This is a genomic window from Frondihabitans sp. PhB161 (genome assembly GCF_003814635.1).
GTDB lineage: Bacteria > Actinomycetota > Actinomycetes > Actinomycetales > Microbacteriaceae > Frondihabitans.
Genome location: NZ_RKQW01000002.1, coordinates 215,819 through 239,466, shown reverse-complemented (window position 1 = coordinate 239,466; position 23,648 = coordinate 215,819). Strand labels below are relative to the sequence as shown.

The 23,648-nt window shown below is 67.8% G+C and carries 17 protein-coding genes and 1 riboswitch; of the genes, 8 read left to right on the top strand and 9 right to left on the bottom strand.

From position 1 onward, the window contains the following. Window positions 1–16 precede the first annotated feature (16 nt). Together EDF39_RS09850 and EDF39_RS09845 are read right to left on the bottom strand one after the other, a co-directional pair. Window positions 17–1,735, bottom strand: coding sequence for a long-chain-fatty-acid--CoA ligase (locus EDF39_RS09850; protein WP_123942717.1), 1,719 nt, complete (start codon window positions 1,733–1,735; stop codon window positions 17–19). Between the two features lie 167 nt (window positions 1,736–1,902). Beyond that, window positions 1,903–2,460 carry a TIGR03086 family metal-binding protein gene (locus tag EDF39_RS09845; protein ID WP_123942715.1) on the bottom strand — a complete coding sequence of 186 codons (558 nt, stop codon included), beginning with the start codon at window positions 2,458–2,460 and terminating at the stop codon, window positions 1,903–1,905. 116 nt (window positions 2,461–2,576) lie between these two features. Here EDF39_RS09845 and EDF39_RS09840 point away from each other — a divergent pair, with 116 nt between their 5' ends. Beyond that, complete coding sequence (locus EDF39_RS09840) at window positions 2,577–3,155, top strand: hypothetical protein (protein ID WP_123942713.1); 579 nt, start codon at window positions 2,577–2,579, stop codon at window positions 3,153–3,155. Window positions 3,156–3,236: 81 nt separating this feature from the next. Here the strand turns inward: EDF39_RS09840 and EDF39_RS09835 are convergent, their stop codons facing one another. Then, window positions 3,237–3,794, bottom strand: coding sequence for a YceI family protein (locus EDF39_RS09835; RefSeq protein WP_055962878.1), 558 nt, complete (start codon window positions 3,792–3,794; stop codon window positions 3,237–3,239). A gap of 136 nt (window positions 3,795–3,930) precedes the next feature. After that, window positions 3,931–4,935 carry an aldo/keto reductase family protein gene (locus tag EDF39_RS09830; protein ID WP_123942711.1) on the bottom strand — a complete coding sequence of 335 codons (1,005 nt, stop codon included), beginning with the start codon at window positions 4,933–4,935 and terminating at the stop codon, window positions 3,931–3,933. Between the two features lie 235 nt (window positions 4,936–5,170). Here EDF39_RS09830 and EDF39_RS09825 point away from each other — a divergent pair, with 235 nt between their 5' ends. The 6 genes from EDF39_RS09825 (at window position 5,171) to EDF39_RS09800 (ending at window position 12,239) form a co-directional block, all read left to right on the top strand. Then, window positions 5,171–6,676, top strand: coding sequence for a glycosyltransferase (locus EDF39_RS09825; RefSeq protein ID WP_233573087.1), 1,506 nt, complete (start codon window positions 5,171–5,173; stop codon window positions 6,674–6,676). Further along, entirely contained in the window at window positions 6,673–8,676 is a 2,004-nt protein-coding gene (locus EDF39_RS09820; protein WP_123942709.1) for a glycosyltransferase family 39 protein, read from the top strand. Before EDF39_RS09825 ends, EDF39_RS09820 begins: the two co-directional genes overlap by 4 nt. Window positions 8,677–8,753: 77 nt before the next feature. Then, window positions 8,754–9,656 carry a DUF4397 domain-containing protein gene (locus tag EDF39_RS09815; protein ID WP_158613205.1) on the top strand — a complete coding sequence of 301 codons (903 nt, stop codon included), beginning with the start codon at window positions 8,754–8,756 and terminating at the stop codon, window positions 9,654–9,656. A gap of 7 nt (window positions 9,657–9,663) precedes the next feature. Next, on the top strand, window positions 9,664–10,836 hold the full coding sequence (locus tag EDF39_RS09810; RefSeq protein WP_123942705.1) for a glycosyl hydrolase family 8: 1,173 nt from the start codon (window positions 9,664–9,666) through the stop codon (window positions 10,834–10,836). Window positions 10,837–10,848: 12 nt separating this feature from the next. Continuing rightward, window positions 10,849–11,508: a sortase domain-bontaining protein gene (locus tag EDF39_RS09805; protein ID WP_158613204.1), complete on the top strand. Its 660-nt coding sequence runs from the start codon at window positions 10,849–10,851 to the stop codon at window positions 11,506–11,508. Between the two features lie 68 nt (window positions 11,509–11,576). Then, the gene (locus tag EDF39_RS09800) at window positions 11,577–12,239 is read left to right on the top strand and encodes a 1-acyl-sn-glycerol-3-phosphate acyltransferase (RefSeq protein WP_233573088.1); all 663 of its coding nucleotides are present in this window, start codon (window positions 11,577–11,579) and stop codon (window positions 12,237–12,239) included. Window positions 12,240–12,270: 31 nt separating this feature from the next. Here the strand turns inward: EDF39_RS09800 and EDF39_RS09795 are convergent, their stop codons facing one another. The 5 genes from EDF39_RS09795 to glgX form a co-directional block, all read right to left on the bottom strand. Beyond that, window positions 12,271–14,385, bottom strand: a complete 2,115-nt coding sequence (locus tag EDF39_RS09795; RefSeq protein WP_123942701.1) for an acyltransferase family protein — start codon at window positions 14,383–14,385, stop codon at window positions 12,271–12,273. Continuing rightward, on the bottom strand, window positions 14,382–16,544 hold the full coding sequence (locus EDF39_RS09790) for an acyltransferase family protein (RefSeq protein WP_158613203.1): 2,163 nt from the start codon (window positions 16,542–16,544) through the stop codon (window positions 14,382–14,384). Before EDF39_RS09790 ends, EDF39_RS09795 begins: the two co-directional genes overlap by 4 nt. A gap of 79 nt (window positions 16,545–16,623) precedes the next feature. Next, window positions 16,624–18,369, bottom strand: a complete 1,746-nt coding sequence (gene treZ, locus EDF39_RS09785; RefSeq protein ID WP_123942697.1) for a malto-oligosyltrehalose trehalohydrolase — start codon at window positions 18,367–18,369, stop codon at window positions 16,624–16,626. Window position 18,370: 1 nt separating this feature from the next. Next, window positions 18,371–20,704 carry a malto-oligosyltrehalose synthase gene (treY, locus tag EDF39_RS09780; RefSeq protein WP_123942695.1) on the bottom strand — a complete coding sequence of 778 codons (2,334 nt, stop codon included), beginning with the start codon at window positions 20,702–20,704 and terminating at the stop codon, window positions 18,371–18,373. Further along, window positions 20,701–22,818 carry a glycogen debranching protein GlgX gene (glgX, locus tag EDF39_RS09775; RefSeq protein ID WP_123942693.1) on the bottom strand — a complete coding sequence of 706 codons (2,118 nt, stop codon included), beginning with the start codon at window positions 22,816–22,818 and terminating at the stop codon, window positions 20,701–20,703. Before glgX ends, treY begins: the two co-directional genes overlap by 4 nt. A 96-nt stretch (window positions 22,819–22,914) precedes the next feature. Beyond that, window positions 22,915–23,023, top strand: a riboswitch (TPP riboswitch). On the opposite strand from glgX, the gene EDF39_RS09770 reads away from it, so the two are divergent. Further along, window positions 23,016–23,648 (top strand): ECF transporter S component, encoded by a 633-nt coding sequence (locus tag EDF39_RS09770; protein ID WP_123942691.1) that lies wholly within the window; start codon window positions 23,016–23,018, stop codon window positions 23,646–23,648. It overlaps the preceding riboswitch by 8 nt.

The following is a 23,648-nucleotide window of genomic DNA, read 5'->3' as shown; positions in this document are numbered from 1 at the left end:
CGAGGTCGCGCGGCGATCACGAGCGGGCGATGAGCTCGTCGCGCACCTTCCGCCGCAGCACCTTGCCGATCAGGTTGCGCGGCAACTCGTCGACCACGAACAGGTGTTTCGGCACCTTGTAGGCGGCGAGGTTGTCGCGCAACTGCGCCCGAGCGGCCTCCTCGTCGAATGACGCGCCCGGTTCGAGCACGACCACGGCGGTGACATCCTCGCCGCCGGCCTCACGCGGCAGACCGACGACGGCGGCGTCGGCAACCCCGTCGATGCCGCGCACGGCGTCTTCCACCTCGGAGGGCGCGACGTTGAAGCCGCCGGTCACGATCAGCTCCTTGATGCGATCGACGATAGTGATGAAGCCGTCGTCGCTCATGGTGACGATGTCGCCGGTGCGGAACCACCCGCCCTCGAGCAGCACGGCGGCCGTCTCGTCGGGCCTGCGCCAATACCCCTGGAACACCTGCGGACCCTTGAGGAGCAGCTCACCTGGCTGTCCGGGCTCGACCGGCACCGTGGGATCCTCGCGTTTCACGACCTTCGCGAAGGTCGACGGGAAGGGCACGCCGACCGTGCCCGAGCGGCGCGACGGGCCGACCGGGTTGCCGAGCGCGACGGGAGAGGTCTCGGTCAGGCCGAATCCCTCGACGAGGATCCCGCGGCTCACTTCCTCCCACGCGGTCACGGTCGAGGCCGGCAGGTTCATCGCACCCGAGATGGCAGCTCGGCAGGCCGTCAGGTCGACCTTCCGCTCACGGGCGGCGTCGGCCAGACGCTGGTAGATCGGCGGCACGGCCGGGAGGAACGTCGGAGCGTGCTTCTTCGCCGCGGTAAGCACGAGGTCGACGTCGAACTTCGGGAACAGCACGAGTCGGGCACCGATGCGCATCGCGAACGTGAGGCACAGCGTGAGGCCGTAGGCGTGGAAGAACGGCAGGACGCCGTAGACGGTCTCGGCCCCGTCGTCGAGACCCGGCACCCAGGCCCGGCCCTGTTCGACGTTGCTGCGCAGGTTGCGGTGGCTGAGGATCGCACCCTTCGGCGTGCCCGTCGTGCCGCTCGTGTACTGCAGCAGCGCGATGTCGTCGGCTGCGGGTCGATCGTGCTTTCGTCGCAGGGGACGGTGGTCGACGAGGTCGGCCCAGGTGGTGACCGTCTTGCCGCTCGTGACGGGCTTGGCGGTTGTCAGCGCCGCCTTCGAGTCGCGCGCTTTCTTCACGGGCAGCCTAAGGGCCAGGCGCTTGCCCAGAGGCAGCTCCCGGGTGATGTCGACGGCGACGATCCGGTCGAAGCGGATGTCACTCGGCATGGACGCGAGGCGGTCGACGAGGGTGTCCCACGCGATCGCGACCTTCGCCTCGTGGTCTTCGAAGAGGTGACGAAGCTCGCGATCGGTGTACAGCGGGTTGTGCTCGACGACGACGGCGCCGAGTCGAAGGACCGCGTAGAAGGCGACGACGTGCTGAGGGCAGTTCGGCAGCAGCAGAGCGACCCGATCGCCAGGCTCGACACCAAGGCGTCGGAGGCCCTCCGCGGCGCGCAGGATTCGATCGTGCAGGTCTCGGTAGGTGGTCTCGCGCCCGAAGAACTCCAGCGCCGTTCGGCTGCGGTAAGTGCTCGCCGCCTCGTCGATGAGGTCGACCAGTGTCGCGTCAGAGGGCTCGATGTCGGGCGGAACACCGGGGGCGTAGTGCGCGAGCCAGGGGCGGTCGGCGTCGACCGGGAGCTGTGAGGCTGACATGGGCCAAGCCAACCATGGGTGGCTGTGGGGGTGCGGTGGTGGAGTGGCAGCCCGGGCGAGGGCGCTGAGCTTCGCTGAGCGACGCGAATCGGCCAAACCGACGCGGCGCGCCAGGTCGGATTGGCCGATCCGCGTCAGAAAGCCCTGGCTCGCCAGAGCCACGGAGGTCAGCTCGCGTCGCGACCCGTCAGCGCGAGCAGGCGCACCCGCAGCGGCGCGTTATCGGGCACCGGCACGATCGGCGCGAAGAGGCCGCTCGCGGCGAGCCCCTCGGCCTGCGGCTCGAACACTCCCCACACGGCGTCGACGAGCGCGTCGTCGAGCTCTTCGCTGGTGCCGGTGGCGCGGGCGAGATCCCAGGAGTGGATCGTCACGTCACCGACCTGCTCGGCGAGGTAGTCGGACGCGGTCACGGTGTCGTACGAGAGATGCACTTCGCGGTCGAGGTCGGCCTGTTGCCACGCGTCCAGAGCGGAAGCGGCGTAGCGATGCCACTCGTGTGCGAGGTCGTCGCCGAGCGGGGCGACGGCGAGCTTGGCTTCGGAGGTGGTCTTGCCGGCAAGCAAGAGCGGCACCCACTGCTGGTCGTCGATCACGTGGGCGACGAGGTCGCGGGTGGTCCAGTCGGTGTCGGGTGTCGGGGCATCCCAGTCGGTGACAGCGGCGATGCGGTCGGCGAACTCGGCGTGGGCGAGGCGAAGGAGGGCGATCCAGTCGGTGGTCACGGTGTGATCCTCTCGTGTCGGGCCCTGAGCAGTGGCACACGGCCCCGGGGCTTGGTGCAACTCTGACCCTTGTCGAGGTGTTCCCGGGCCTCGTTCGCTGATGGGAGAATCGCCGAATGGGTGGTGGGGGAGAAGAGCGCAGGATCCGACGGCGCGGCCTGATCTGGCCGGTTGCCTCGGTAGCGGCGACGGTGGTGGGTGTGGCCGCCGTCATCTGGGCGGATGCGCAGCCCGTCTCGTTCGGCTGGTTCGCCTACGCGCCGCTGAGCGACACCACGTTCACGCCGGATATCGCGAGCGACTTCACGCCGGGTGTCGTTCTCGCCGTGATCGGTCTCGGCGTGCTCGGGTTCTGGTCGGGGCTCACCGTCGACGCGAGGCGAAAGCACAGCGCGACACGGTCTCGGTGGTGGGCCACCCGGATCCTGGTGCCCGTCGGCCTGCTGCTTCTCGTGATCGGGATCGTGTTCGTTATCCAGTCGGCTCTGCCGTCCGACTCGCCGGTCGACACCTTCATCCCTTTCTCGGGTGGGCCAGGCGACACGGCATCGATCAGCTCATATCCGTCTGACGCAAGCGCTGTCGTTCCCTTCGAGGTGATCCGGTGGGTCTCCGGCGCGGGCCTCACGCTCGTCGCTGCCGGCCTGACCTCGCTCGCCTTCTGGTCGGGCCGACGCACCTCGCGCGCCCGTTAACGGAGCGAGACCTCGAAAACGACCAGCGGGATCTCAAGGATCCGGTCGTTTTCGAGGTCTCAGCCTCGGAGCGAGTGACTGCTAGGAGGCGAGAACGACCTGGATCTCGAGGTCGAACGAGATGTCGTTTCCGAGCAGCACGCCGCCCTTTTCGAGGTTCTGGTTGAACGAGACACCGAACTCGGTGCGGTCGATCTTGCCCTTAGCCGAGAAACCGGCCTTGGTCTGGCCGTAGCCGTCGGTGACGATGCCACCGAACTCGGCCTTCAGCGTGGTGGGCTTGGTGACGCCCTTCATCGTGAACTCGCCGTCGATGAGCAGGTCGTCGCCGTCTTCGGTGACCTTGGTCGACTTGAAGGTCGCGGTGGGGTGCGTCTCTGTCGAGAAGAAGTCGTCGGAGTGCAGGTGGCCATCGCGGTCGGCGTTGCCGGTCGAGATGGACGAGATGTCGATGACGGCCTCGACGGTGGAGTCGACGATCGACTCACCGGTGGTCAGGGTCACGTCGAACTTCGAGAAGTTGCCCTTGACCTTCGAGATCGCGAGGTGGCGCACCGAGAAGGTGAGCTCGGAGTGCATCGGGTCGATGTTCCAGGTGCCTGCGACGTAGCCGGGGATGGTTTCGGTGGTGATAGCCATGTGGTGTCTCCGTAAGTGAGAAGCGGTAAGGGGATCCGAGAGATCGGTGACGTGTCACCGACCGGACGAATAGATGCAAGTGTATCGATTCGGGAGAAATTCCCAAGGATCCGAGAAAAGAAGTTCGGCCCGGGGCTTAGGCCGGGCGCGAGTCGGGCGAGACCGTCTTGGCAGGGTCGCGCTCGGCCAGGTGCCCCACGGCTGCGTCGATCTTCGCGAGCACCTCGGCGGGCAGTTTCACGCCGGCCGCCTTGACGTTGTCGACGACCTGCTCGGGGCGCGAGGCGCCGATGATCGCGGACGCGACGTTGTCGTTCTGCAGCACCCAGGCGACGGCGAGCTGCGCCATCGACATGCCGAGATCGGCGGCGATCGGCTCGAGATCGGCGACGGCCGTCAAGACCTCGTCGGTGAGGAAGCGCTTGATGGTGTTGGCGCCGCCCTTCTCGTCGGTGGCCCGCGAGCCCGCAGGGAGCGGCTGGCCAGCCTTGTACTTGCCGGTGAGCACACCCTGGGCGATCGGCGACCAGACGATCTGCGAGAGGCCGTACTGCTTCGAGGCGGGCACGACCTCCTCTTCGATGACGCGCCAGAGGAGGGAGTACTGCGGCTGGTTCGAGATGAGCTGGACGCCGAGCTTCTGCGCGAGCTCGTGGCCCCGCTGGATCTCGGAGGCGCTCCACTCGGAGACGCCGATGTAGAGGGCCTTGCCCTGGCGGACGACGTCGGCGAACGCCTGCATCGTCTCTTCGAGGGGGGTCTCGTTGTCGAAGCGGTGTGCCTGGTAGAGGTCGACGTAGTCGGTGCCGAGGCGCTTCAGCGATCCGTCGATCGACTCGAGGATGTGCTTGCGGCTGAGACCCACATCGTTGTGGCCGCGCGGCCCAGTGGGCCAGTACACCTTTGTGAAGATCTCGAGCGATTCGCGTCGCTCGCCCTTAAGGGCGTCGCCGAGCACCTGCTCGGCGGCGGTGTTGGCGTACGCGTCGGCGGTGTCGAAGGTCGAGATGCCGGAGTCGAGAGCGGCACGCACGCAGGCGGTCGCCTGGTCGTTCTCGACCTGCGATGCGTGCGTCAGCCAGTTGCCGTAGGTGATCTCGGAGATCTTGAGGCCGGAGTTGCCGAGGTATCTGAATTCCATGGCCCCCAACTTACGCGCCACGGGCCAAGGCCCGCATATGAACAACTTGTGACCTTTGTCTGGCAATCCCGTCCAATTGCTGTACCCCGACCAAACCGTTCCCCTGGGGGTACCCGAACGAGGGGCATGGCCGGACTCCCTGCCCCCTTGTTGGGGGTCGGAAGTTCCCTCTGATCGCTGACGATCTCACCCACCCGAGCATCATTCCCGATCTCCCCCCGAAAAGGAGACCTCCGTGTCGACTGACCCGACGCGTCACCTCAGCCTGCCCGCAGCCAGCGAACCCGCGCCGCTGCTCACTCCCCAGGCGCCGTCCGACGGATCCTTCGTTCCCAACCGCGGGGTCTCGACGGGTGCCGACGGCTCCGTCTTCGGATTCCAGTTCCCCGCCTGGACGCCGGCGGAATGGATCGGCTACTCGGCGCTCGTCGTCGTGTCGCTGCTTCTGACGGCTGTCGCCGTGTCGACCCTCTGGTGGATGCTCCACGCCTGGCGCTCAAAGGACAACCTCGAGGGCACGTCGTTCAGCGATGACCCGCTGGATGCCCGCCACTCGTTCACGCTGCTCGTACCGGGCCGGCATGAAGAGGAGGTCATGGGGCAGACGCTCGACCGTCTGGCCTTGCAAGACCACCCCGACTTCGAGATCATCGCGATCGTCGGCCACGACGACCCGGGCACCGAGCGGGTCGCTCGCGAGGCGGCGGCCCGACACCCCGAGCTGATCCGGGTGATCGTCGACGACTCCGAGCCGAAGAACAAGCCGAAGGCCCTGAACCTGGCGCTGCAGACGGCCCGCGGCGAGATCGTCGGCGTGTTCGACGCCGAGGACGAGGTGCACCCGCGCCTGCTGACACTGGTCGACTCGAAGTTCACCGAGACCGATGCCGACGTCGTCCAGGGCGGCGTGCAGCTGATGAACTTCCAGTCGTCGTGGTGGAGCCTCCGCAACGTGCTCGAGTACTACTTCTGGTTCCGGTCGCGTCTGCACTTCCACGCCAAGTCGAAGTTCATCCCGCTGGGCGGGAACACGGTCTTCGTCACGAAAAAGTGGCTCGACTGGTCGGAGGGCTGGGACGCCGGATGTCTCGCCGAAGACTGCGAGCTCGGCGTGCGGCTCTCGAGCGCCGGTGCCAACGTCGTCGTCGCCTACACGCCCGAGGTCGTCACCCGCGAGGAGACGCCGGGAACCTTCACCTCCCTGCTCAAGCAGCGGACGCGCTGGAACCAGGGCTTCATGCAGGTGCTCGGCAAGGGGGAGTGGCGCAAACTGCCCACCTTCCGTCAGCGCTTCTACGCCCGTTACCTCCTGACGATGCCGTTCATCCAGGCCGTCACGGGTCTTCTGATCCCCATCTCGGTCGTGCTGATCTTCACGATCAAGGTTCCGACCGGCATCGCCCTGATCACCTTCATCCCGGTGGCACCGACCCTCGTGCTGCTCGCGGTCGAGATCACCGGACTCGCCGAGTTCGGCCGGACCTACGGCATCAAGGTCCGCGCCCTCGACTACTTCCGTCTCGTCTGGGGCTTGATTCCGTACCAGATCTTCCTCGCGCTCGGCGCAGTGCGGGCGGTCTACCGCCAGCTCCGCGGCCAGAACGGCTGGGAGAAGACGGAGCACAGCGGCCTGCACCGCGACGCTGAAGTGCCCACCTCCGAATCGAACGTCGTGCCGATCGGCGAGGGCCGTAAGCAGCCCGAATCCGCGCTCGCGATGGTGTCGGGAGACGAGCGATGACCGCCACGCAGGAACGTCCCACGGTCCAGGCCCCGCCGCGCCAGGCGAGCCGCGACCTCGCGGGCCCGCCCGCGGCTGCGCCGAAGAACCGAAGGATCCGAGGCTGGCTGGCTCGTCACGGAGCCTCCCTCGTCTGGATCCTGCCCGTCCTCGCCCTCGCCGGCATCGTCCAGCGCATCAACATGGCCGGGTCGCCCCAGCGCATCGACGACGAGGGCACTTACACGGCGCAAGCCTGGGCCATCGGCCACCTGGGTGAGTTGACGCATTACACCTACTGGTACGACCACCCGCCGCTCGGCTGGATTCAGATCGCGGGCTACACCGGCCTCACCGGTGCCTTCGGGCGCTACGACCAGGCCGTCATGGCCGGCCGCGAGGCAATGCTCTTCTTCGCCCTCGTCTCCGTGCTCCTGGTGTGGCTGCTCGGTCGTCGTCTCGGCCTCAGCCGTCCGGCCTCAGCCGTCGCCGCGCTCGTGTTCGGTGTCTCGCCGCTGGCCGTGCAGTTCCACCGCACCGTGTACCTCGACAACGTGGCCGTGCCCTGGCTGCTGCTGGCCTTCCTCCTGGCTCTGAGCCGGAAGAACCAGCTGGCCGGGTTCATCGGCGCGGCGTTCGCCTTCGGGATCGCCGTGCTCTCGAAAGAGACGTTCCTCCTTGCCCTGCCGTTCCTAGCGTGGGTCATGATCCGGAACTCCGACAAGAGCACCCGCCGCTACACCCTCGCGACCTCGGGGGCCGTCCTGGCCCTCGTCGGGCTCAGCTACGTCGTGCTGGCGGCCGTGCGCGGCGAGCTGATCCCCGGCCCGGGCCACACGAGCCTGATCTCCGGGCTCACTTTCCAGCTCGGCACCCGCGCCGACAGCGGATCGATCTTCGATACCGGAAGCCTGTTCTTCAAGGTCGTCGACCAGTGGTGGGTCCTCGACCAGGTGTTCATCGTGATGGGTGTCCTCTCGGCCGTCGTCGCGCTGTTCCTCAAGCGCTTCCGCCCCCTGGCCGTGCTCGTGCTCTTCGCGGTCGCCGTCATGTTCCGCCCGAACAGCTACGTGCCGGTGCCGTACGTCATCATGCTGATCCCGTTCGCCGCGCTCCTCCTCGCCGGTGTCGCCGACGCGGCCGTGAAGACGTACCGCGCTCGCCGGGCGGGGAAGGTCACCACGACCCTCAGCCGCGTCGGCGGTACCGCGTGGCTCGTGGCCTGCGCGGTCGCGATCGCGGCACTCGTGCCGTTGTGGACCGTCCAGCTCCGCGGGTTCCTGCAGACCGACCTCGACCAGCCCATGGTGAGTGCCGAGCAGTGGGTCGACGACAACGTGCCGCACGACTCCCGGCTGCTCGTCGACGATTCCATGTGGGTCGACCTCGTGAACGATGGCTTCGATCAGGACAACGTCATCTGGTTCTACAAGATCGACACCGACGGGGCCGTCGAGGCGCAGTCGCCGAACGGCTGGAAGGACAGCGACTACATCGTCACGACCGATTCGATCCGGACCTCCGCCGCGGGCAGCCCGGATGTGCAGAACGCGCTGAAGAACTCGACCATCGTCGCCTCGTTCGGCACCGGCAACCAGCTGGTCGACGTCCGTCGCATCACCCCCGAGGGTGCCGCGACCGCGAAGCAGACGGCCGACTCCGAGAAAGCGGCACAGACGGCCGCCGGCACCGAGATCTCGGAGAACCCGAACCTCGTCGCCTCCGACGCTCTGAAGAAGCAGCTCGCCGCCGGGCAGCTGAACTCTCGGGCACTCGTCGTGCTCGGACAGCTGCTGGGCACAGGCAAGGTCACTGTCGCCGACCTGGAGCCGCTCCCGGGCGAGGAGGGGTCGTCGTTCCGCCGCCTCGTCATCGAGTCGGCAGCCGGCGAACCCGGCTCGCAGCTCACCGACTGGCTGAAGAACGTGGGATCGACCTACGCCCCCTCGACCATCCGCACCACGGGCGCGGGCACCGAGGTCGTCTTCCCGGCGATCGAGCCGACCGGCCTCCTCGGCTGATGGGCACCCACGCACGCTCCACCCGAAAAACCCGTCGCACAACCCGCAGCAGCACCCACCCGAAGAAAGGAACCACCATGGCCTCCGCCCTGGGAACGTCCGAACTCCCCGAGAACACCGAATCGCGTCTCCTCCACTACCGCCGACTCGCCCTCGTGCTGGCTCTCGTCGTAGCCGTCGCCATCGCGGTCGGCACCGCCCTCCTCGGCTCCGCGCCCGCTGCCAACGCCGCCACCAATGCCAACGCAACCACCGCGGGCAAAGGCTGGGTGCGGGTCGGCCATCTCTCGCCCGACACCAAGTCGGTCGACGTCCGCCTCACCTCCTTCTCGGGCGGTCAGACGGTGTACGAGCTCGACAACGTGAAGTACGGCCAGATCAGCCCGTACAAGCAGCTCCCGAGCGGAAAATACACGGTCGCGATGACGACGGCGGGTGCCTCCAGCACCGCTAAGCCGGTCATCAGCGCATCGATCACCGTGGCGACCGGCAAGCCGATCACCGTCGTGGCCTACGGCACCAACGCCAACCTGAAGACCACCGTCTTCGAGGACGACCTCACGAAGCCCGCCACCGACAAGTCGCGAATCCGCCTCGTCCAGGCGGCCAACGTGTCGAAGACCGTCAGCATCGAGACGTCGACCGGCGTCGCGATCGCGAAAGACGCGGCGTTCGGCAGCGCGTCCGGCTACGCCTCGGTCGGAGCGGGCAAGTGGACCCTCGACATCCAGGGGCGCGACAAGGCCGTCGACGCGACGAAGACGGTCAACCTCGCCTCGGGCAGCATCACCACTCTCTTCGTGCTCGACAACTCCCAGAACGGCATCACGGTCGTTCCCGTGGTCGACAGCGCGGCGACGACGACCACGCCGAAGGGCGGAGTGCAGACGGGCGGCGGCTACGAGGCCACTCACGTCGAGTACTTCGGAGGCTTCCAGAGCTTCGACCGCTTCGCCGACCTGAGCGAGGCAACCCGCTAGGGGCTGTATGACCGCGAAGACGAAAGCACTCATCGCCGGAGGAATCGCTCTCGCCGTCCTGGTCACGGGTGGCATCGCCACGGCGGCGATCGGCGGGCTCCCGGGCTCGTCGACCGCCGCTCCGTCCGCCTCCAGCACCCCGCAGCCGTCCGAGTCGGCCGACCCCACCCGGTCGGCCACCGAGATCGGACGGGCGTTCCTCGACGACTACGTCATCGACTCCGGGGCGGCGGCGGGCCGCGTGGTCCGCCGTGACCAGGGTGGCGACACCGTCAGCGAGGGGCAGGCCTACGGCATGCTCGTCGCGGTCGCCCTGGGCGACGAGAAGACGTTCGACTCCATCTGGTCGTGGACCACGACCCACCTGCAGCAGAAAGACGGGCTCATGGCCTGGCGCTGGGATGACGGGAAAATCGTCGACGACGAGCCCGCCTCTGACGCCGACATGGACATGACCCGCGCGCTCCTGCTGGCCGGGAAGACCTTCGACTCACCGACCTACACCCGCGAGGGGAAGACATTGGGCGCGCACGTGCTCGACGACATGACGGCCGTCACACCGCTCGGTCGGATCCTGCTGCCCGGGGTCTGGGCCCAGGGGTCTGGCCCGTGGTCGTACAACCCGTCGTACGCGGCCCCGGCGGCCTTCGATGAGCTCGCGAAGTCGACCGGAGACGCGCGGTGGAGCGAGCTGGCGAGCGGGTCGCGGAAGGTGACCACCAGGATCCTGGAGTCCGCCGCTCTTCCCAGCGACTGGGCCCAGGTCAAGACCGACGGCACCGTCGTGCCCCTGCCCGGCCCCACCGGCGACTCGGGCACCGTCGAGTACGGCTACGACGCCGGCCGCGTAGCCATTCGCTTCGCTGAGTCGTGCACCCCCGCCGACCAGAAGATCGCGGCGAAGCTCGCCGCACCACTCTCGGGCAAGGATCCGCTGCCGATGCAACTCGATCTCGGGGGCTCGCCCCTCAGCCAGGACCAGAGTCCGCTCGGCTACGTCGCTCGGGCCGGCGCCCTGGCCGCCGACGGGCAGGACGGCGCAGCCCAGCGCGACCTCCAGCGGGCCGACGAACTCGCGCAGTCGACGCCGACGTACTACGGAGCGGCATGGGATGCGCTCGGCGCGCTCCAGCTGCAGACCGACTCGCTCGGAGCGTGCGCTCCCCTGAAAGGACAGTAGATGCTCTCCCGAATGAAGACGGCCCTGGGTGCTGCGGCGCTCGCCGCCATCGTCGCGCTCGGTGTCGCCGGATGCTCGGCGGGCTCCGGCGAGGCCGATGGCTCCGCCCCGAAGACGACCGCGTCGCCGACCGCCTCCGCGACGCCGGGTGCAGGCGCGGCCGGACGGATTCAGGATCCCGACACCGAGTCGCTCTCGGACGCCCCGGCTGCCGGGGTGGTCCCGTCGAAGATCGTCATCCCGTCGCTGGATGTCTCGGCCGGCATGCAAGACCTCGCCATCGGGGCCGCGGGCGAGCTCGATCCGCCGACGAACGCGACCGACGCCGGCTGGTACGCGAAGGGCGTCGTGCCGGGTGCGGTCGGCCCGGCGATCATTGCCGGCCACATCGACTCGACGACGGGCCCCGGGGTGTTTCTGCACCTCGCCCGGCTGAAGGAGGGTGACACCGTCGAGGTCGTGCTTTCAAACGGCGACGTCCAGACGTGGACCGTCACGGGCAGCCGTGCGGCGCTCAAAACCGAGTTCCCGACCAGCGACGTCTACGGCACGTCGCCGACGCCCCAGCTGCGCCTCATCACTTGCGGTGGCACGTTCGACGCCTCGATCGGCCACTACGACCAGAACACGATCGTCTTCGCCGACCTGACGTCGACTCGGAAGGCGGCGTAGCGCTTCGGCGAACGAGCCACCCCTCGCGCCGTGACCGTCAGCGGCCGCCCGCCGTCTACAGTGGCCTCGTGTATCGCTTCTTCCGCTTCTTCGCAGTCCGCCCGGTGATGTTCCTCTTCTTCCGGACGCGGGTCGTCGGTCTCGAGAACATTCCGAAACGCGGCGGCGTCATCATCGCGGGCAACCACATCGCGTTCATCGACTCGGTGTTCGTGCCGGGGGCGGCCAACCGGCCGATGACCTACCTGACCGGCAGCGACTACTTCACGAAAACTGGATTCGGCGGGCGTCTGCTCGGCTGGTTCCTGACGCAGATCGGGCAGCTCCCGATCGACCGGGCCGGCGGGTCGGCGTCGAAGGCGGCGCTCGATACCGGAATCGGTGTGCTCGAGCGAGGCGGCGCCCTGGGCATCTACCCCGAGGGGTCACGCAGCCGCGACGGCAAGCTCCACAAGGGCCGCACCGGGGTGGCCCGTCTCGTGCTCTCCTCCGGAGTGCCGGTTGTGCCCTTCGGCATCGTCGGCAGCGACGGGGTGATGGTCAAGGGATCCAAGCTCCCTCGACGGGCCCGCGTCACCGTCACCTTCGGGGAACCCCTGACGTTCGAGAAGGTGACGGGCGACTACGACGCGGCGCGGCTGCGTGCGGTCACCGACGAGATCATGGCGGCCGTGCAGAAGCTCACTCCCCAGGAGTACGTCGACACCTACGTGTCGGCCCGCTCGGAGTAGCGCGCCCGTTCGGGTGCGCCGTCGTCGCGGCTCAGTCGAGGACTCCTGCGTCGTTCAGCGTCTCGATGAGGGCGGGCGACGTCAGGTGCGCTGCCTCGGGGGTCAGATGGTTGAAGTCGTAGCGCACCGGCGTCGTGCCGATGATGGCGGGGCAGAGGTCGTAGGCGCAGTAGAGCGGGCGACTGTCGATCCACACGCCACCAAGAGACCGAGCCAGGGCTGATTCGAACCGAGCGCGAGCCTTCCAGCCGTCGGTGACGCGGCTCAGGCAACTGCTCGGAGTGCTGAAGCGAGTGAAGCAGTTGCGAATGTTGTTCTGAGACGGAGGGGGAGCCAGGAGCACGATCTTCTCGGTGTAGCGCGCGATGCGGGAGACGGCCCCTGCGATCGCCCGGTGGGAAGCCCGCTCTTTCTCCGGGTCGTTCGAGTCGCCGTAGATATTGGAGATGAAGACCACGTCGGGGTGCGTCGCCCTGATCGCCTTTTCGACCGCCGCGCGGTGTCTGAGGCATTCCTCGCTCGTGTCGGTGTTGTCCCCGATTGGGCACGACACCTTCGAAGCGTTCTGGATTTTCCATTTCGAGCCGGAGGCTTCAGCGAACTGACCGAGGCCGGGAAACTCGAACGCCGCCATGGAGTCACCCAGCACGAAGGCAAGTCGAGGGGCATTCCGGGGCCCGAACAGACAGTCGGGGCTGACCTCTGATCCGGAGGTCTTCGTCGAGCACCGGTAGTACTTCCCCTCGGGCGACCCGTTGATGAGGTCTGTGGCATACGAGTTCGCCAAGATGGTCTCCATGCTCGGCTTCACGTCGGGCCATGTCGACTCTCGAAGGGAGGCGATGATGCGATCGCGAAGTACAGCCCGCTCCGGTTCTCTCTGGGCCAGGGCTGCATCTGACGCCGTCTGTTCGGGAAGTGTCGGCGGTTGGGGCGGATGCGCAATGAAGAGGCCCGCGGCGGTAGCGACGATGGTGACGCCGGCGGCGACGACAGGGAGGCCCCGTCGGTAGGTCGCCCGGACGGACCGGCGCCAGTCTCGCCAGGTCGATTTGACTCCGCGGCCCACGGAACCGATCGGGGACGCAATAAGGGGACGCTCGACGAGGCGGTAAGTGGCGAGCGAGAGGGCAAAAGTGAGAGCGGTCGCGGGAAGGATGATCCAGACGGATCGCCCCATCGACGACTCCAACAGGACGATGACGGGGAAGTGCCAGAGGTAGAGCGAATACGACATGTCTCCGAGAGCGACGACTCCTCGGTCGATCCGAAGGGGAATCGGTCGAAGAGGGGCTGAATCTCGTCCGGTGCCGGCAGCGATGACGAGGATCGTTGCGGCCACCGGCGCGAGTGACCAGGGCCCCGGCACCGGGAACGATGCCGGGATCAGGAGGAATGAGGCGAGGATCCCCGTGAGGCCCGCAAGTCGAAGGGGGAGGCGGGCGAAGTGGGGAATCCTGGCCAGGCACGGTGCCACGACCGCGAGGAGAGCGCCCGCCCCGAGCTCCCACACCCGGGCGAACGTCGAGAAGTACGCCTCGCTGGGGTGATCGGCAGTGAGGTCGAGCGCTACGACGAACGAACCCAGCGTCACGGCCGCGATACCGACGACGAGGATGGCGCCGCGGCCCCGGCCACCCAGTCGGCCGCCGACGAACAGGAGCAGAACCAGCAGGAGTGGCCAGACCAGGTAGAACTGCTCCTCCACAGCCAGCGACCAGTAGTGCTGGAGGGGCGAGATCGCCCATGCCGCTGCGAAGTAGTCGGTGCCGTCTGTCGAGAATCGCCAGTTGGCTGCGGCCAGGGCAGCCCAGACCGCGTCGACGGAGATCGTCGCCAGACGGGAGGGGCTGAAGACGAAGACCGAGAGGGCGACGGTTGCGAGAAGGACGAGGAATGCCGCCGGGGCAAGCCGCACGATTCGTCGAATGGCAAACGCGACGAGAGCGATGCGCCCAGTCGTGCGGTGCTCGCGGAGGAGGAGACCGGTGATCAGGAAGCCCGAGACGACGAAGAAGACGTCGACGCCGAGAAAGCCCCCGGCAGGACGATCCGCAAGGTGATTGGCGAAGACCGCGGAGACCGCGAGGGCCCGGAGCGCCTGAATGTCGCGGCGGCGATGCGTGACTGACTGACGCTGCTTCATGCGCTGAGGAGGTCGGCTTTGCGGAGGAGCTCGGCCAGAGCCGCCGAAGTCAGGTGGGCCGCGCCGGGGGTGATGTGGTTGAAGTCCATCCGAACCACCGTCGAACCGATGACGGCCGGGCAGAGGTCGTACGCGCAGAAAAGGGGCCTGCTGTCGATCCACGAGCCCTTGAGGGTGCGCATCAGAGCTTGGTCAGACGCGGCTCGATGCTGCCAGGTGCCGACGACGTGCGAGAGGCAGTTGCCGGGGGTGCTCGACGGGGTGTAGCACGTCTTGATGTTCTGCTCTGCGGGCGGTGGCGACAGGATCACCACTTTGTCGGTCGACTTCGCCAACTCGGTGAGAGCCCGCTTTGTCGCGGCGTCCCAGTCGGCCGCGGTGATGGCTTTGCCGTTTCGGTCTTTCGCTTCGGTGTACGCGTTCGAGACGATGACCATGTCAGGCTCGGCACTCCGAATGGCGTCGAGGACGGCCTCTTTGTGCTGCAGGCAGCTCTCTTCCGTCCCGTCGAACGAGACGTCGAGGTCGACGTAGGGGCAGGCGAATTTCGAGACGTTCTGCAGCTTCCACCCCGATTTGGGGTCGGAGACGATGTCGGCGAGGCCGGGGAATCCGAAAGCGGCCATGGAATCGCCGACGACGAAGGCGGTCTTGGGTGCATCGGAGGGTCCGAAGGAGCAGGCGGGATCAGTTGTCGAGGTGAGAGACCCCGTCACGGCCGAACAGTGGTACGCGGCATCCACCTCGGCGTCGGCACCGGTATCACCCGCCAAGACCTGCTCGATGCTGGGGTCTGTCGTGGGCCAGGAGGTCAGCTTGAGCGATGCCTCGATCTTCTTCTGGAGGGCCGTGACCTCGGGCCCCGCGGTCGAGGCGTCGGATGCATTCTCAGAGGCTTGGGCGAGCTCGGGAGGCAACGCGGGCGTGACCGGGGCCGAGCCGACCACCGCGGCACCCGACAGGATCACAGCAAGGCCGGCGAGGAGACCGAGGCTGCCGCGACGGTAGGTGGGCCGCACATCGGCGAGCCAGGAGCGCCATCGGGCACGGACGCCCGGCCCGGATGTGAAGAGGGGAGACAGGAGCAGGGGGCGCTCGACCAGGTGGTACGAGCCGATCGCGAACCCGATCGAAAGCACGGCAGCGGCGACCAGCTCGAAAGGTCCGCTCGGCAACACCGACGCGAGCACGATGATGACGGGGAAGTGCCAGAGGTAGAGCGAGTACGAGATGTCTCCGACGTACCCGACCACCCGGTTGGTCTCGAAGGGGACCACGGCGAGATCGGGGTCGGCCCGACCCGTTCCTGCGGCCAGGACGACGAGCGTGGCGATCACGGGAGCAAGCGACCACGGGCCGGGCACGGGGAACGCCTCGTCGATCATCACGAACGAGCCGAGAATGCCGGCGCAGCCGAGAAAGCCCAGGGCCGGCCGCACTCGGTCGGGAATGCGCCCGAGGAGCGGCGTCAGCGTGGCGAGAAGGGCACCGGCCCCGATCTCCCATGCCCGGGCGAACGTGGAGAAGTAGGCGGAAGTCGGATTCTCGCCGGTCGTCACGAGGGCGCAGACGAACGAGGCCGCGACCAGGGCCGCCAGCCCGCCGGCGACCAGCGCCGTGCGCCCGCGAGCGTGGAACGCGCGGCCGAGGGCGAGCAGGAGGATGAGGGCGAGCGGCCAGACGAGGTAGAACTGCTCCTCGACCGAGAGCGACCAGAAGTGCTGCAGCGGGGAGACGGGGGTGTCGGCGGCGAAGTAATCGGTTCCGATACTGCCGAATCGCCAGTTCGCCCCGAAGAGGGAGGCCCACAGGGCATCCGTCAGGATCGACGACGCGCGGACCGCGTTGAACACGAGAGCGGACACCGCGACCGTGACCCCGAGCACGAGAAGCGCCGCGGGCGCCAGTCGTTTGACGCGCCGGACGAAGAAGCGCCGCAGCGAGATGCGGCCGGTGGAGGCGTGCTCGCGGAGGAGGAGCCCGGTGATCAGGAACCCGGAGAGCACGAAGAAGACGTCGACGCCCAAGAACCCCCCGCCGGGAAAGGCGAGGAGGTGGTCAGCGAAGACGGCTACGACGGCGACGGCACGGAGAACTTGGATGTCGCTGCGGTGGCCGGGTGCGGTTGGGCGCTGGGGAAGTCGCGAGAGAGAAGGCACAAGAATTCCGTCCGATCGGGTTACGGGCGGTTCTATTATGCCTTATTGATATTTCTCCTACAAGAGTACTGCTTTCTGTTTATCGCACAACGGCGACCGAATGCCCGGGCAGGCGAAGCGCTCGGCCGGAGACGATCGACGCGTCACTCGTGAAGAGCACGGCGCTCGATTCGACCGGGAGTTCTCTTGGATCCTCGCCGAAGTTGACGGCGATGCGCAGCGAGCCGCGTTTCAGCACGAGCCACCGCTCGTCTTCGGAGTAGTCGACCGCCACGCCGGCAAGCGCGGGGTCGACGAGCTCGGGTTCGGCGCGACGAAGGGCTGTCAGCCGCTTGTACGCGTCGAACACGGTCGCGTGACGACCTGTGGCGAGCTCGTTCCAGTCGAGCTTCGAGTCGGTGAAGGTCGAAGGGGCTTGAGGATCCGGCACGACGCTCGGGTCCCATCCCATCTTGGCGAATTCGGCGATGCGCCCCTTCGCGGTGGCCTCACCCAGGTCGGGCTCGGGGTGCGACGTGAAGAACTGCCACGGCGTCGAGGCGGCCCACTCCTCGCCCATGAAGAGCATCGGCGTGTAGGGCGACAGGAGGGTGAGCGCCGCCGCGATGACGAGCTGCCCTTCGTCGAGGGTCGCAGCAAGCCGGTCGCCGATGGCACGGTTGCCGATCTGGTCGTGGTTCTGGTTGGCGACCACGAGACGCCAGGCGGGCATGCGCTCGGTGTCGATGGGACGGCCGTGATACGTCTCGCGGAACGACGACCAGGTGCCGTCGTGGAAGAAACCGCGAGTCAGTACTTTCTCGAGGGCGGCGAGACGCTCGAAGTCGGAGTAGTAGCCGGTGGTCTCGCCGGTCAGGGCGACGTGCACCGAGTGGTGGAAGTCGTCGGACCACTGCGCGTCGATTCCGAACGCGGCACCGGAGCGACCGGCCGCCTCGCGCGGGGTGACGAGCGAGGCGTCGTTCTTGTCGCTCTCGGCGATGAGCCACTTGCTGCGACCCGAGACGGCTTCGAGGTGGTCGGTGCGGATCGCGAGCTCTTCGAGCAGGTGCACCGGCGAGTCGTCGACGAGCGCGTGAACGGCATCGAGACGCAGGCCGTCGACGTGGAAGGTGTCGAGCCAGAGCATCGTGTTGTCGGAGATGTAGCTGCGCACCTCGTCGGAGCCGGCGTCGTCGAGGTTGACTCCGGTACCCCAGGTGGAGGCGTGCTTGTCGGTCAGGTAGGGGCCGAACTGCGGCAGATAGTTACCTGACGGGCCCAGGTGGTTGTAGACGACGTCTTGGACGACGCCGAGGCCCAGCGCGTGAGCCGCGTCGACGAAGCGTTGATAGGCCGCCGGGCCGCCGTAGTTCTCGGTGACCGCGAACCAGTCAACGCCGTCGTAGCCCCAGTTGTGCGTGCCGTTGAACGCGTTGACCGGCAGCACCTCGACCAGGTCGACACCCAGGTCGACCAGGTGATCGAGCCTCTCGATGGCCGAGTCGAGCGTTCCGTCGGGGGTGAACGTGCCGATGTGCAGCTCGTAGATCACCGATCCGGCGAGCGGGCGGCCCTTCCAGTCGGAGTCGGTCCAGGCGAACGTCGTCGCGTCGAACGTCTCGCTCAACCCGTGGACGCCGTCCGGCTGGCTAAGCGACCGAGGGTCGGGCACGGGCGTCTCGGCGTCGTCGAGCAGGAATCCGTAGCGATGACCCGGGCTGCGGTCGAGGTCGGCGGGCGCGCGCCACCAGCCGTCGTCGCCTCGGGCCAGCTCGTGCACGGTGCCGTCGAGCTGGAGTCGGACACGGGAGGGCTCGGGGGCCCAGACGTCGTAGAGAGCCACGTCAGCCTTTCTGAGGGGCGGGAATCAGCAGGGCGACGGGGTAGGTCGCCAGGAGGTCGGACAGAGCGATGCGAGAGCCGGTGAAGCCTCGCCCGGTGAGCGCGTCGATACGGTCGCCCGCGGGCAGGTGGAGCTCGGTGCCGCGCCAGCCGCCGGATTCGCGAAGACCGACCGGAAGGCGCGTCGCAACGACGACGGCGCCACCGCGGTCGATCGCGACGGCATTCGAGGCCGCCTCGCCGAAGACGGGTAGAGGCACGTAGCGCTCGAACAGTTCGGGCCGGTCACGTCGGAGGGTCAGAGCCCGGTGCGTCAGCAGCAGCTTGGCAGCGCCGGTCTCGTCGACGGGAGGGGTCTCGCCAGCCGAGATGGCCGCCAGGATGCGGCGGCGCTCGTCGAAGTCGACCTCGCGACGGTTATCGGGGTCGACGAGCGAGTAATCCCACAGCTCGCCTCCCTGATAGACGTCGGGTGCTCCCGGGCCGGTGAGCTGCAAGGCCGCGAGGGCGAGCGAGTTCGACCACCCGGCGCTCCGGATGACCTCGACGATGCGCTCCAGCTCACTCGCGACCCGGTCGTCGTCGAAGCAGGCGTCGACCAGCGCGTGCATCCGCTTCTCGAACTCCTCGTCGGGAGCCGTCCAGTGCGTCGACAGGTCGGCTTCGCGTGACGCCTTCTCGGCGTAGTCGTGGAGGCGCTCACGAGAAGCGGGCCAGACGCCGACGATGCTCTGCCAAAGGAGGTTCTCGAACGGTCCGTCGCCGACGGGGGCGAGTTGCCGCAGTCGCTCGAGCGCCGCGGCCCACTCGTCGGCCACCTCGGCGAGCACCGTGATGCGGGCGCGCACGTCGGCTGACCGCTTCGTGTCGTGCGTCGACAGGGTCGTCATCGCGTGGGGGAACGTCGCGAGGCGACGCTGCTGCCGAGCGTGGAACTCGTCGGCCGTGAACGAGAACACGTTCGGCTCGCCACCGACCTCGTTGAGCGATACGAGTCGGCTGTAGCGGTAGAACGCCGTGTCTTCGACACCCTTTGCCATCACCATTCCGCTGGTCTGCTGGAACCGCACCGCCGCGGGGTCGGTCGGGTCGCCGAGCCTCTGCACGACCGTGGCGATCACGTCGGTCAGGTCGGGGCGAGCGGCCCCGGCGGCTGACGCGGCGCGGGCGAGTTGCTCGCCGCCCTGCGGCAGGTAGCTGCGGTAGACGGGAAAGGCGGCGGCGAGTTCGGCGAGGGCGTCGACGACCCGAGGATCCGTCGGAGCGCCGCTCTCACCGAGCAGCCTGGCGAGCCGCCGGATCTCGCTGCCGAGGATGCCGTCCGCGATGCCCCGCTTCGTGCCGAGGATCATCTCCTCCCAGGAGAACTCGCCCGCGGGCTCCGAACGGAGGGCGGAATCGAGCGCGCCGAGTGCGTCGCGTCCGTCGGGGTCGACGAGCACTCGCTCGTACTCACCGAGAGCGTCGTAGCCTGTCGTGCCGGCGGTCGCCCAGTCGCTCGGCATCTCTTCGTCGCCCTCGAGGATCTTCTCCACGAGCACGTGCTTGCCGCCCGTCAGCTCGGCGAGGCGGTCGAGATAGCCAGCCGGATCGGCGAGGCCGTCCGGGTGGTCGACACGGAGCCCGTCGGCCAGCCCCTCGCGGAACCAGCGACCGATCTCGGCGTGCGACTCATCGAAGACCCAGCCCTCTTCGACCCGGATGCCGGCGAGGGTGTTCACGGCGAAGAAGCGCCGGTAGTTCAGCTCGGAGTCGGCGCGCTTCCAGTACACCAGCTCGTAGTTCTGGCGGCTGTGCACGTCGACGGCCGAGTCGCCGGCGGCAGCGGTGCCGGGGGCGATCGGGTACCGGTTATCGTAGAAGTGGAGCTCGTCGCCGACGACCTCGAGAGCGTCGAAACGGTCGTCGCCCGCGTCGCCGAGCACCGGGATCCTGATCTTGTTGTCGCCTGCCGCCCAGTCGACGTCGAACGCCGTGGCGTAGCGCGACTCCTGACCGTGCTTCAGGAGGTCCCACCACCACGAGTTCGACGCCGGAGTGGCGACGCCCATATGGTTCGGCACGATGTCGATCACGACGCCGAGGCCCAGGCCGTGCGCGCTGTCGGAGAGCTTCTGCAGGCCGACGCTGCCACCCCGAGCCGGGTCGACCCGGGAGTGGTCGACGACGTCGTAGCCGTGGTCGCTGCCCGGCTCCGCCTCGAGCACGGGCGAGAGGTAGACCCAGTCGGCGCCCAAGTCGTTCAGATACTTGGTCACGGCGGCGGCTTTGTCGAGGTCGAACGCCTCGCGGATCTGCAGACGGTAGGTGGAGAAAGGGTGGTGCGCGCGGGTCATTCGGCGTCTTCCGTGCTGGCGCGGAGGACGACGATCGAGCGGCCCGGCACGGGCAGCACGTTACCGGCCTTGATCGCGTGGGTGGGTTCGGGGGAATCGGTCGTGTCGAGCACGACCTCCCAGCACTCCGCGTATTCGTCGGAGGGCAGGGTGAAGCTGACAGCCTCGTCGTGGGCGTTGAAGTACACGACGAAGTTGACGTCGGTGACCCGACCGCCTCGCTTGTCGCGACCGTGGATGCCGTTGCCATTGAGGAACATGCCGATCGAGCGCCCGAAACCGGAATCCCACTCGTCGGCGGTCATCGACTCGCCCTCGGGCGTCAGCCAGACGATGTCGGGCAGAGGGTCGCCCTCGCCGCGCCGCACATTGCGTCCGTCGAAGTAGCTCTGGCGGCGGAAGGTCGGATGCTTGCGACGGAGCTCGATCACCCGTGTCGTGAACTCGACGAGCTCGGCGTCGGCGTTCTCCCAGTCGACCCAGGCGATCTCGCTGTCTTGCGCGTAGGTGTTGTTGTTGCCGTTCTGCGTGCGGCCCAGCTCGTCGCCGTGAAGCAGCATCGGCACGCCCTGGCTCAGCATCAGGGTCGCCAAGAAGTTCTTGACCCGCTGGCGCCGCAGGGCGGTGATCGCCTCGTCGGTCGTGGGGCCTTCGACCCCGGAGTTCCAGGAGCGGTTGTGGCTCTCGCCGTCGTTGCCGTTCTCGCCGTTGGCCTCGTTGCGCTTCTCGTTGTACGACACCAGGTCGCGCATGGTGAAGCCGTCGTGGGCCGTGACGAAGTTGATCGACGCGATGGGCCGTCGTCCGTCGCGCTGGTAGAGGTCGGCCGATCCGGTGATCCGCGAGGCGAACTCGCCGAGGGTCGCCGGCTCGCCGCGCCAGAAGTCGCGAACGGTGTCGCGGTACTTGCCGTTCCACTCCGTCCACTGGGGCGGGAAGTTGCCGACCTGGTAACCGCCCGGCCCGACGTCCCACGGCTCGGCGATGAGCTTGACCTGGCTGACGATGGGATCCTGCTGCACGAGCTCGAAGAAGGTCGACAGGCGATCGACCTCGTAGAACTCGCGGGCGAGGGCAGCCGCGAGGTCGAAGCGGAAGCCGTCGACGTGCATCTCGGTCACCCAGTAGCGCAGGGAGTCCATGATCAGCTGCAGCGAGTGCGGGTGACGCACGTTGAGCGAGTTGCCGGTGCCGGTGTAGTCCATGTAGAACTGCTGGTCGTCTTCGACGAGGCGGTAGTAGCTGGCGTTGTCGATGCCCTTGAACGACAGGGTCGGCCCGAGGTGGTTGCCCTCTGCCGTGTGGTTGTAGACCACGTCGATGATGACCTCGATGCCCGCTTCGTGGAGCACACGGACCATCGTCTTGAACTCCTGCACCTGCTGGCCGTGGTCGGTCACCGAGGCGTACTGCTGGTGCGGTGCGAAGAAGCCGATGGTGTTGTAGCCCCAGTAGTTGCGGAGGCCCTTCTCGAGCAGGGTGTTGTCTTGCACGAACTGGTGCACCGGCATGAGCTCGATGGCGGTGACCCCGAGCCCCTTGAGGTGCTCGATGATCGCCGGGTGGGCGACGCCCGCGTAGGTGCCGCGCTCCGACTCGGGAATGTCGGGGTGCGTCTCGGTCAGGCCCTTGACGTGGGCTTCGTAGATGACCGTCTCGTCGTAGGTGTACTTCGGCGGACGGTCGCCCTGCCAGTCGAAGAACGGGTTGATGACGACGCTCATCATCATGTGCGCCGCGCTGTCTTTGTCGTTGCGGGAATCGGGCGCACCGAAGTTGTAGGCGAACAGCGCCTCGTCCCAGTCGATCTCGCCGCTCGTCGCCTTCGCGTACGGGTCGAGGAGGAGCTTGTTCGCGTTGGCGCGCTGCCCCTTGGACGGGTCGTAGGGGCCGTGCACTCGGTAGCCGTAGCGCTGCCCCGGCTGCACGCTCGGCAGATAGGCGTGCCAGACGTAGGCGTCGACCTCGACGAGGTCGACCCTCGTCTCGACTCCGGAGTCGTCGAACAGGCAGAGCTGCACGAGCTCGGCCGCCTCCGAGTAGATGGCGAAGTTGGTGCCGCTGCCGTCGTAATTGGCACCGAGGGGATAGGGGTTGCCGGGCCAGGTGATCATCGAACCTCCGTCAGGACTCGGCTAAGCCTACGGGCGATCGGCTGATCGCGTCCGGGCCCTCCCCGGCACGCGGACGCGGCAGGCGTTATGCTCGACCCACAACACACGGGAGTCCGGTGAGCCGGGCTGAGAGGAAGCGATCCACGCTTCGACCGTCGAACCTGATCCGGATCATGCCGGCGCAGGGAGGAGAACGCATGTCTGTTTCTGCGAGCACTCGCACCACCTCGAGCAGCACCCCGGCCTCACCGCCGCGACGGTGGCGGGTCGTCGACATCGTCGTCGCCAGCGTCTTGGGCGTCGCCGCTGGCGTCATCTTCTGGGCTTGGGGTCTCGCCTGGACCCCGCTCAGCGGTCTGCTGACCTTCTCGCCGGGCCTCGAGGGTCTCTTGGCCGGCGGCTGGCTCTTCGCCGGCGTGCTCGGCGGCCTCGTGATCCGTAAGCCGGGGGCCGCGCTCTACACCGAGATCGTCGCGGCCGTCGTGTCGATGCTCGTGGGCACGCAGTGGGGCTTCTCGACGCTCATCTGGGGCATCCTCGAGGGCCTCGGCGCCGAACTCCTCTTTGCCGTGCTCCTCTACCGGTCGTGGCGGCTGGGCGCGGCGCTCCTCGCCGGCATGGGGGCCGGCCTCGCGGCGGGGCTCCTCGACACCAACTTTTCGAGCGTCGCGGCCTACGCACCCGAGTTCAAGGTCATCTACCTCGTCTCGTCCGTCGTCTCCGGTGCTGTGCTGGCCGGGCTGCTCTCCTGGCTCGCCGTCCGCGGCCTCGCCGCCTCCGGCGCACTCAGCCGGTTCGCGAGCGGCCGCTCGGCCACGAAGCGGGTCTGA